This is a genomic window from Rhodococcus sp. 4CII (assembly GCF_014256275.1).
In the GTDB taxonomy this organism is placed as follows: Bacteria; Actinomycetota; Actinomycetes; order Mycobacteriales; family Mycobacteriaceae; genus Rhodococcus_F; species Rhodococcus_F wratislaviensis_A.
Genome location: NZ_JACCFE010000006.1, coordinates 81,296 through 91,384, shown reverse-complemented (window position 1 = coordinate 91,384; position 10,089 = coordinate 81,296). Strand labels below are relative to the sequence as shown.

Annotated in this window: 10 protein-coding genes; all 10 read left to right on the top strand. The window is 67.0% G+C overall.

What is annotated here, in order from left to right; all coding sequences use genetic code 11:
* The coding region (locus tag H0B43_RS40810; RefSeq protein ID WP_185950160.1) for a hypothetical protein at positions 1 to 1,550 on the top strand (1,550 nt) is incomplete at its 5' end.
* A complete protein-coding gene (locus tag H0B43_RS40805) occupies positions 1,547 to 1,849 on the top strand; it encodes a transposase (RefSeq protein WP_185950159.1) in 303 nt (100 codons plus the stop codon). The genes H0B43_RS40810 and H0B43_RS40805, both read left to right, overlap by 4 nt.
* 8 nt (positions 1,850 to 1,857) lie before the next feature.
* The gene (locus tag H0B43_RS40800; protein ID WP_185950158.1) at positions 1,858 to 3,546 is read left to right on the top strand and encodes a peptidoglycan DD-metalloendopeptidase family protein; all 1,689 of its coding nucleotides are present in this window, start codon (positions 1,858 to 1,860) and stop codon (positions 3,544 to 3,546) included.
* Positions 3,546 to 4,436: a hypothetical protein gene (locus H0B43_RS40795; protein WP_185950157.1), complete on the top strand. Its 891-nt coding sequence runs from the start codon at positions 3,546 to 3,548 to the stop codon at positions 4,434 to 4,436. Before H0B43_RS40800 ends, H0B43_RS40795 begins: the two co-directional genes overlap by 1 nt.
* Positions 4,433 to 4,657, top strand: a complete 225-nt coding sequence (locus H0B43_RS40790; protein WP_185950156.1) for a hypothetical protein — start codon at positions 4,433 to 4,435, stop codon at positions 4,655 to 4,657. The genes H0B43_RS40795 and H0B43_RS40790 overlap by 4 nt, the downstream gene beginning before the upstream one ends.
* A 57-nt stretch (positions 4,658 to 4,714) precedes the next feature.
* On the top strand, positions 4,715 to 5,398 hold the full coding sequence (locus tag H0B43_RS40785; RefSeq protein ID WP_185950155.1) for a hypothetical protein: 684 nt from the start codon (positions 4,715 to 4,717) through the stop codon (positions 5,396 to 5,398).
* A gap of 4 nt (positions 5,399 to 5,402) precedes the next feature.
* On the top strand, positions 5,403 to 5,999 hold the full coding sequence (locus H0B43_RS40780; protein WP_185950154.1) for a hypothetical protein: 597 nt from the start codon (positions 5,403 to 5,405) through the stop codon (positions 5,997 to 5,999).
* A gap of 103 nt (positions 6,000 to 6,102) precedes the next feature.
* Complete coding sequence (locus H0B43_RS40775) at positions 6,103 to 7,890, top strand: type IV secretory system conjugative DNA transfer family protein (protein ID WP_185950153.1); 1,788 nt, start codon at positions 6,103 to 6,105, stop codon at positions 7,888 to 7,890.
* Positions 7,887 to 8,618 (top strand): DUF4913 domain-containing protein, encoded by a 732-nt coding sequence (locus H0B43_RS40770; protein ID WP_185950152.1) that lies wholly within the window; start codon positions 7,887 to 7,889, stop codon positions 8,616 to 8,618. Before H0B43_RS40775 ends, H0B43_RS40770 begins: the two co-directional genes overlap by 4 nt.
* 475 nt (positions 8,619 to 9,093) lie before the next feature.
* Positions 9,094 to 10,050: a hypothetical protein gene (locus H0B43_RS40765; protein WP_185950151.1), complete on the top strand. Its 957-nt coding sequence runs from the start codon at positions 9,094 to 9,096 to the stop codon at positions 10,048 to 10,050.
* Positions 10,051 to 10,089 lie beyond the last annotated feature (39 nt).

The following is a 10,089-nucleotide window of genomic DNA, read 5'->3' as shown; positions in this document are numbered from 1 at the left end:
CGAGCGCCCGCGAGCGCACCGAGCTGAGCACCAGCGCGGGTGGCCCGAAGCTGAGCGATCGGGGACACCGCGGGGCCGGCGGCGGCCGCGCCGCATCGGTCGGTAAGCAACCCGAACTGCGCTCGACGAGTGTGCACGCTGCCGGCGCGTTCTGGCCGTGGTCCGTCGGCGCAGGTGCCCCCGCGGTCGGCCCGGTGATCGGCAGCCACTTGGTCACCCACGCCCCGGTCTCGTTCGGGCTGCTCAACTGGTTCCGCCGCGGCTTCATCACCGCCCCGGTCGCGTTTGTCCTGGGCCTCAACGGCTACGGCAAGTCCTCGTTCGTCCGCAAAGTGATTCTCGGCGCGATGGCACAAGGGGTGACCGCGCTATTCCTCGCCGACAAGAAACCCGACTACCGCAAGATCGTCGAGGAAGTCGCCGGTGAGGACGCGGTCGTCGATGTCGGCTACGCCTTCGGCCACATCAACCCCCTGGCCGGTGGTGTGCTCGGGTCGATCATCCCGCGACTGGCCGCGTTCCCCGATCTGCAGCTGCGGTGGCTCGAGGAACTACGAGGCCGCCAGACCGAAACTGTGAGCGCCCTGATCGAGTTGCGGCGGGGACAAGCGCTCGAGGACTGGGAAGAGTCGATCGTCGGCTCGGCCATCGCGATCCTGTTCGACGAGAAGGGCTTCACCCCCGACGAGCCGCCGCTGCTCGAGGACATGCTCGGCCTGATCATCGAGGGACACCCCCAGCTCCTCGAAGACGCCGGAGTCGACACCATCGAGGACTACCGCGAGGCGGTGCGGCCGCTGCGTCGATCCCTGCGCGCCTTCGTCAATCCCAAGAGCCGGTTCGGGCGGATCTTCAACGGACAGACCACCCATCCACTCAGTCTCGATCACCCTGCGATCGGCTTCGACGTCTCGCACATCCCCAACGGGGACAAGAAGCTGCGCGCTGCGGTGATGCTGGTGTGCTGGTCGGACGGATTCGCCCTGATCGACGCAGCGAACGCCCTGACCGATGCGGGCCTGGCTCCGCAGCGGTTCTTCGAAGCGGTGATGGATGAAATCTGGGATGTGCTCGGACTGGGCCCCTTCATGGTTGACCGGATCGATGCCCTCACCCGACTGAACCGGCAGATCGCCACCGGGCTGTGGATGATCACCCACTCGATGGCGGACCTCGAGACCGCCGCCGACGGCGCCACCACCTCCCGCGCAGTCGGATTCCTCGAGCGCGCCCGGGTGAAGATCATCGGCCCGATCCCGGAGAAGGAAATCGACCGCCTCGACGGCGTAGTCACCTTCACCGACACCGAAGCCGACATGGTCACCAAGTGGTCGTCCCCGCCGCCGATGACCGGTGAGCAGCCTCGGGAAGACCAGCCCGCCCCGCCCCCGCCGGGAACCGGAAACGTGCTGATCAAGACCGGTGACGACCCGCGCGCCCCCGGAATCCCGGTGCACGTGATCTTCACCCGCTCCGAGATCGAATCCGGAGTCCACAACACCAACGCCCGCTACACCGACACCGCCGCCCGTGAGGAGGACGCCGCGTGATCCCGCAACGCCGCTACCGGGACGTCTCCCCGGAACTGAGGACCGCCGCCGTCAAGAGTGTCGCCCTCCTCCAGAACGAGGTCTCCTCCCGCTGGCGGGCGATCCAGCTCGTCGCCGAAGCCACCGGCGTGCACCCGAACACGCTGCGCAACTGGGTCGAAGCACACCCCGACGGACCCCGATCCCCGCGCCGCGACCTCGAACGCGAACTGCGCGAACGGGATGCGGCGCTGGCCGCGGCGTCGGAGATGATCGCCGACCTGTCGTCGCGGATCCCAGGCCACGCCGGGCGGGACTGAACCCGGCCGTGGACATCAAGAAGCTGGTCGCCGCCGCCGTGGCCGCCGTGTTGGGACTCGTGCTGCTGGTGGTCGTCGTCGCCTCCGACAGCGGCAACGAGTGCCCGGCCCCGGCGACGCCCGGCGGCGGCACAGCTCCTGCCGGATCACTGGTCAAACCGACCAAGTCCGGCACCACCACACTGACCTCGGGCTTCGGGCCGCGGTGGGGGACCGAGCACCGGGGCATCGACTTCGCCGGCGAGGTCGGCACTCCCATCTACGCGTTCACCGACGGCCGGGTCATCGCTGCCGGTCCCGCCTCCGGATTCGGGAACTGGATCATCGTCGATCATCAGATCGACGGGAAGGTGGTTTCGACCGTCTACGGGCACATGTTCGACGACGGGGTGCTGGTCAAGGCCGGTGACCGGGTGTCCGCCGGGCAGGAGATCGGCCGTATCGGCAACGCCGGCGACACCACCGGCGCGCACCTGCACTTCGAGGTCTGGGACGGGGGCCGTCTCCCGGACGGTGTCGGCACCGCCGTCGACCCGGCTCCCTGGGTGGACCAGGCCATCGAGCCCGGCCAGGCACCGGCTCCCGAGACAGGGGAGGGAGACGGTGGGGCGCCGACCTCGCCCGGCACCTCCACGGCCCCGGGGCTCGCGGTCTACAACGCCCGCCAACTCGCGATCGCCAAGCAGGCCGTCGCGATCGGGGAAGCGATGGGTGTCTCCGAGCGCGGCATCACCGTCGCCCTCGCCACGATCGGCCGCGAGTCGACATTCCGGATGCTCGCCAGCTCCGTGGTGCCCGAATCCCTGAACTACCCGCACGACGGCGTCGGCAGCGACAACAAGTCCGTCAACCAGTACCAGCAGCAGGTCGGGATCTGGGGAACGGTCGACGAGTTGATGAACCCGGTCACCGCGAACGTGAAGTTTTACCAGGCCCTTCTCCAGGTCTCCGGGTGGGAGTCGATGCCGGTCACCCTCGCCGCTCAGACCGTGCAGGCCTCGGCGCACCCGGAGGCGTACGCCCCGTGGGAAGACGCCGCGCACGCCATGTACAGCGAGTTCAAGGGTGCGAGCAAGGAACTCACCACCGACGAACTGTCGCAGATCTCCTCCGCCGGTCGGGCTACGGCCGTCGCAGCGGGAGGCATCTTGCCCGATGCGTGCCCACCCGCAGGCGGCGAGCACGGCCCGCTCGCACCGGGCCCGTTCGGGCAGAAGGTCATCGAGGCCGCGTCCCGCTGGCTCGGCACCGAATACGCCTGGGGCGGCGGTGACGTGAATGGCCCCACCCGCGGGATCAGCGACGGCGGCGGCGCGGCCGACGCCCACGGGGACACCAACAAGATCGGCTTCGACTGCTCCGGCCTGACCCTGTACGCCGTCTACCAGGCATCCGGGGGTGCGATCAGTCTGCCGCACTTCACCGGAGACCACTCCAACCCCGGACAGCTCTACGACGCTCGCGGGCAGGACATTCCGTTCGACCAGAAGCAACCCGGTGACCTGATCTATTTCGGGTCCGGCGGCAGCACCCACCACGTCGGCATCTACCACGGCGTCACAGACGGCCAGGACATGCTCCTGGGCGCCCCGCAATCAGGCGATGTCGTCTCCATCCAACCGCTGTCCAACTGGGCCGGCGAAGAAATGTACGTCCGCCGATTCGGCGACCAACCCACAGAAAGGCAATCTCAGTAATGAACCCGATTGTTCTCGATCTCGGCGGACTGACGCGATCCCCGAAGTTCTGGGCTGGCGCCTCGGCGGCGGCGATCCTGGTCCTCACCGGCTGCGCGCCCCGAGCAGAGGAGCCGTCAACGCAGCCTCCCACCACACAGGACACCATGTCCATTGTCGATGTCGCGGACGCCGACCGTGCAGTCACACCGACGATCGACGATCTCGGTCGACTTGTGTTCACGGCGCCACGATCCGAGATGAGCATCCCGCAAGGGGAATGCGCTGACCTGGACGACAGTGACCCGCAGTTCCGCGACGGAACACTGGTGTGGGCGCGGGTGGAGGGCACCACCGTGCCGATGTCGACGACCGACGGCCCGCCGGTCGTCGGTCAGGTCGGCCCGCCACGCGGGATCTCTGCGACTGCTCGCGGAGCTGCCCTGGCAGGGCTCAATCTGATCAACGCCGCCGCCCGCAGCGCCGCATCCGCAGTCGAGGTGCTCAGCGTGGCCTCGACTGCCGCGCCGGATGCCTCACCCGAGATGCTCGATCGCCAACCGCTCATCGACCGGATCGTGCACGCCGCTGACGTTGATTCGCCCGGCGCCGGTCCGGCCCCGCAGTGGGCAACGCCGGTCACCGACGTTGTCGCATACCGGGTCCGTGGGTGGAGTGAACAGAATCCGCAGCACGCGATCGTCGACTATGCCTCGCAGAGCAGCGCAGAGCGCTACACCGCCCGCTCCTTTGTCGTGCACTGGGTGGACGACAAGTGGCGCCTGGAAGTGGACCACGACGGGCCGACGACGCATACCGCGGAGGTCGACAACCTCGACGGATGGAACCACTTCCCGGCTACCGACTCCACCGTGCGCCTCTGCGGGCAAGAGCAGGACTCCGTCCGATGACGGCCACCGCGCAGGTCATTGGCGCACCGCTCGGGCAGCACTTGGAGTGGATCTCCTGGATTTCGCTCGTCGCCGGCGCGGTCATCGTGACAGTGGCGGGCGCCGCGTACGGGTGGCGGCGGTGGACCCAGAGGACGGGTGAGGGATCACCCGGGATCTGGTTGTTCTTCGGATTCACGCTCATGTTGACCGGATCTACCAGCACTTACCCATTCCTCTAGGCCACCGCTTCACACGACCGGACACAGACCGACTCAGAACACGAAGGGACAGGGCACATGACGGAAAACGTGATCGAGAACCCCGCACCGAAGAGCGTGGCTATCAAGAGTTGGGGCCAGGAAGAAGTCGCCCCGCACAACTGGGCTGCCAGGGTGCTGGGCGACCAGACCGAAATCCTCGAGGCGAACGGATGGCAGGTCACCGAACGTCAACGCGACCTCGCGTATCTGTCGGCGCTGGAAGCGCTTGATGCCGAGGTTCTCCGGCGGCCGTTGCGGGGGCCTGGTCAGCCTTCCCCGGCGTACGCCAGCACGATTCACCAGATCACAGCCGCCGAACTGCGGAAGGTCGCCGGTGAGCCGGCCCCGGTCAGGCCCTGGGAGAGGGTGTCGCTGGGACTGCTTGTGGCGGTGGCAGCGATTACGGTCGGCCTCACCTGGAAGGTGGCGCGGGACATCGCCAGTGAGTTCCTCCGGATCGACGACACACTCTGGTTGGGGCCGCAGCGGCAACAGACGGTAGCGAACTGGTTGTTCTGGCTCGGGCAGAGCGGTGCCGTCGCCGCCACGCTCCTGCTGGTACCCGCCTTGGTCGTCGCGGTGGTCACGGTCGTGCGCCGCGTCCGACCGCGATACACCAGTGGCGCATTGGCCCTGGTCCTCGTCGCAATCGTGGTGTGCGTGGCCACTGTGGTCACGACGACCTTTATCGCGATCATGTTCGCCGGCCTGGGCCGGTGACGAGATGAATCGGCATTACAGCCGGACGATCCGCGGCAGTGTCGCCGCGGCGATGGTGACGGTGGCCCTGTTGGCGGCCGGGTGCGGCAGCTCCGACGACGGGCATGACCATGCCGCCGAACCGATGGATTCCGGTGGTCCGACGGCAGCATTGACGACTCCACCACCGCCGCAGCTGCCGGAACAGTTCAGCGGAGTCGATCAGAACGATCCGGAAGCGGTGATGGTCGCCGCCGCGCAGGCCCTGTTCAGCTATACCCCCGCGACGGACCCGACGCAGGCCGCTGGCGCCGACCGGGCCGCAGCGCTGCTCGACGAGCGGTTCTACGCCGAGAACAAGGCGGCGTTCTCCGTGCTGGCGCCGATCACCGGTGCCCAGTGGGACCGGTGGGCGAGTGCGAACGCGACCGTGACAGCCCGCGCGGCGGTGACCGGTGACAACCATCCACCGGATGCGCCTGCCCGGATCTCGCGGGTGGTCGCCGTCACCCAGACCGCGACCACCTCAGCCGGAGCGGTGCTCGATGAATCCACGGTGGCGGTCTACATGAGCGCAACCCGTCTCGGGGTGTGGCGGGTGAGCGCTCTGACCGTCCGCTGAAACCGGACAGGCGTGACCGACAGCTGCAACGACATTCAGGAGTGATGATGACGAGTTCGACCAAGACGGTCGTGGCCACGACCCTCGGGCGAGGGGAGCGGCGATGAGTGACCGTGGAGTCAAGGATCCAGTCAATTCGGCACGCGAGGTGTATCTGATCGCGGCAGTGGTGGCCGTCGTCGGGGTGGTGGGCGGCGGGGTGATGCTGGCGCTGCGCCTGGGCACCGATCAGGAGGTGCCGGCGAACCCGGCCGTGGTCCTGATCGACCTGGTGAAGGGCCATCTTCAATGGTCGACCACCGCAACCGTGCTCATCACGGTGTACGCGGTGCTGGTGCTGGCGGCAGCGTTCGTGATTTTGGTGCTGGTGGCCCGCAGCCGCGGCAAGCGCACCCGCGTCGACAACAAGGCCAAGCACATGGGCCGGTTGCGGGACGTGGGATCGCTGACCGAGAGGCAGTGCCGTAAGGAGTCGGACCGGTTGGGTGTCGTCCTCGAAGAGGGTGCGGCGCCAGGGGTGCCGATCGGCAAGCACCTGTTGTCGGGGCGGAACCTGTACGCGAAGTACGAGGACATGCACGTCGACATCTGGGGTCCGCGTTCGGGAAAGAGCAGCTCCCGGGTGATTCCGGCGATCCTCGAGGCACCCGGTGCGGTGTTGACCACCTCGAACAAGCGGGACGTGGTCGATGCCACCCGCGATCCGCGTGAGGCGAAGGGCGGGAAGGTGTGGATCTTCGACCCGCAGAAGGTCGCTGACGGGGAGAACACCTGGTGGTGGGATCCGCTGTCGTGGGTGACCGACGAGGTCCGGGCCGCGGACCTGGCCGCGCATTTCGCGGCCGGCGACGACGGCCTGGATGCGAAGAAGGATTCGTTCTTCGACCCGGAGGGACAGGACCTGCTCACCGCCCTGTTTCTGGCGGCCGCGTCCGCGAAGAAGCCGATCACCCAGGTGTACACCTGGGTCACCGAGGAGACGAACGTCGAACCGGTCAACATTCTCCGCAGACACGGCTACGACCTGCACGCATCCGGTCTCAGTGGCCAATACAACGCTCCGGCGAAACAGCGCGGCGGTGTCTTCGGCACGGCCCGGAAGATGATCCGCTGCTTGAAGATGCAGTCCATCCGGCCGTGGATCTCGACCGACGGCCAGCGAAGCCAGGTACCACATTTCGATCCGCGGGAGTTCGTCCGCTCGAACGACACCATCTACCTGCTCTCTCGTGAGGGCAACGGGTCCGCCGGACCGCTGGTGACTGCGCTGACCGTCGCGATCTGTGAGGCCGCCGAGGAACTGGCCACCCGGTCGAAAGGTGGGCGCCTACCGGTTCCGCTGCTCGCCGCATTGGACGAAGCAGCCAACGTGGTCCGCTGGACTCATCTCCCAAAGCTGTTCAGCCACTACGGCTCTCGTGGAATCGTGATCATGGCCATCCTGCAGAGCTACGCCCAGGGCACCGAAGTGTGGGGCAACAAGGGCATGGGAATGCTGCACTCGGCCGCCAACGTGAAGGTCTACGGCGGCGGCTGCGAGGTCGCCGTCGACGACAACTACCTCCGATCGCTGTCCACCGCGATCGGGGAGCACTGGGAATACAGCGGATCGGTCTCCTCCGGTCGCGGCGGCCGCTCCACCTCACGCCAGCGCACGAAAATCACCACCTTCACCGAGTCCGAACTCGAAGAACTGCCCCGCGGCCGCGCGATCGTCCGCTCGTCCGGGAACCGGGCCACCCTCGTCAAGACCGTGCCCTGGTGGGACGGCCCCTACGCCGACCAGGTGCGGGCATCGATCGCACGCCACGATCCCGAAGCGAACAAGACCCTCGCCGAAGCGGTGACCCTCACCGACGACGCCGAACCGAAAGAGGTACAGCCGGTATGACCAGCCGCGACGAGTTCGACCTGCCTGAACCGCCCGACGAGGACCTCGCCCCACCCGAGGATTCATGGACACCGCCGCCCGAGGGTCTCGTGCCCGCACCGTTCCCGGCGAGCACCCCTACCGACGGGAACGGTGCAGGCGACGCCCTCACGCTGTCCGATGAGCTGAGCGCCCGGATCGGGAAGGTCACCGGGACGCTGCTGAGTACGCAGATCAAGGCGATCGCCGAAACCCAGCTCGCCGAGCTACTCACCCCGGAGATCTATCAGCGGATCGAAGAGCTCTCCCGCCGTCGACTCGCCGCCGAGCTGGAGACGCAGCTGGTCGCGGAGGCGCAGGCAGCGGACGAGGCGGAAAATCCGCCGACCACAGTGTTCGGATCGACCGAAGAGTTCGTCCGGGTACGCCTGTCCCCGGGCTACCGCCGCGATGTCATCGACAACCATGAAATCCGCTGGTGCCCCCAATGGTGGAGACACGAAGAAGCGATCTCCCGACTCGAAGCGCTCTGGCGCACGTGGGAACACTTCCGCCGCGACCCCACCACCGGAATGAGCGTGTGGTGGCGCGACCACGCCGACCACCACATGTCCGTGCTGATGTCCTCGGAAGGCCCGTTCAGCAAGTGCAGCGTTCAGCACGGCCACCATACGGCGGACAACGCCATCGCGCCGCTGCCGACCGACCCGGCACCCGCCGAGATGTTCCCGGACACCCGGAACCTCTAAGCACCAGGGAAAGGAACCCCATGGATATGCACCGCGACGACGGCATCTACACCGCCACCTGCAACTATTTCCGCAGCAACGGCACGCAAGGGCTGCCGCATGGCACCTCCACCACCCAGCACACCTCAAGGGCCGCCGCGTTCGAAGCACTCAACCACGCACTCCACGCAGCACGGGCCGACCGCGCATCCCAGGTCGACGTGTCCCTCACCCGCGACGCGTCCACCCTGAGCTCGACGAACAGCGGTCCTCATACTCCCGCGCATGGGAGATCCTCACCACCCATGCCAACGAGATCCTCTCCGAACTCAGAAACCCGCACTCACCCGTCCACCAACCACTCTCACCCGAACTACGCGACGTCGCCTGGGCAGCCCGAAACGTCTACGACGGCGACCACCTGGCCGTCGGGGGGCACGACGAACCGGTCGACGAACCGTTCGGATACGTACCCGCCACACCCGCCGACTACTACGTGCAGCAACACGAACGCTTCCAAGCCCATCTCGCAGCAGAACTCGACCGAGCCAAGGGCCGCGCCCGCGACGCCGGACATAGCGAAGCCCAAATCGAGGCCGCCACTTGCACAGACCCGGACCTGGATATGGAATCGCTCCGCCAGCACTCTGCGGCCCTACTCCACACCGTCCGCAACCTCGCCGAAGATCCCACCCTCACATCTCAGCAATGGGCAGCTCTTTCCGCTGCCGTCGACCAGGCCGAGACCACCGTCACCCAGCTCAACATCCACAAAGGCGCCCTCAGTGAGGACGCCCGGGCCGCGGCCGTCACCGGAGTCGCGGCACACAACGGTATCGACACGGCCGCAACCCGCGACCATGCCGGGGAATCGGAGATCACCCCGGACCAGCAGTTCCGTCAGGATGTCGACACTCGTGCGGGCGAACTGATGCAGTTACTCCGGCAACTCCGAGACGATCGCGAAGTAGTGGTCGACGGCGATGTGATCGGCTCTGACTCGTATGACCTCCACAACAGGATCGAGCTCGAATACGGCAAGCTCGGTGAGTCGCTGGCCCAGGACGTGTTGAGGCGGACACCGCTCGACGCTGCGTTCGAGGAACAAGTGCACACGCGGGTCAAGTTCAAAATGCGCGCTGACAGCTTCACGTCCAACTTTTCGAGTACGAGCAACTACATCGAATGGTCTTCGACGGCCCTGGGGCCAAGGAGCGGCGCGAACAGGCGATCAGGGAGGTCGCTTCGGAGATCGACGCGCACGGACAGTCCGCGCGTGAACTCCGGGTGTCCATCAACACCCTCGACGCCAGTTCGAATGACAAGTTCTTCTCCGGATACGTCCGCAACGCGCTACACGCCGATGCTCGCGTGGCGCAGCAACAAGCGAGCACCCCACCAGCGCACGTCCTCGACTTCCCCTACCCGCCCCGGGCGCCTGGCGCCGCATTAGCACAGACCGCGCTGAGCAACGACGACGCACGTAACCGGC

Excerpts from the sequence above, each read along its gene's own strand:
- H0B43_RS40795 (WP_185950157.1), top strand. The coding sequence starts at position 3,546 with ATGAACCCGATTGTTCTCGATCTCGGCGGACTGACGCGATCCCCGAAG.
- H0B43_RS40790 (WP_185950156.1), top strand. The coding sequence starts at position 4,433 with ATGACGGCCACCGCGCAGGTCATTGGCGCACCGCTCGGGCAGCACTTG.
- H0B43_RS40785 (WP_185950155.1), top strand. The coding sequence starts at position 4,715 with ATGACGGAAAACGTGATCGAGAACCCCGCACCGAAGAGCGTGGCTATC.
- H0B43_RS40780 (WP_185950154.1), top strand. The coding sequence starts at position 5,403 with ATGAATCGGCATTACAGCCGGACGATCCGCGGCAGTGTCGCCGCGGCG.
- H0B43_RS40775 (WP_185950153.1), top strand. The coding sequence starts at position 6,103 with ATGAGTGACCGTGGAGTCAAGGATCCAGTCAATTCGGCACGCGAGGTG.
- H0B43_RS40770 (WP_185950152.1), top strand. The coding sequence starts at position 7,887 with ATGACCAGCCGCGACGAGTTCGACCTGCCTGAACCGCCCGACGAGGAC.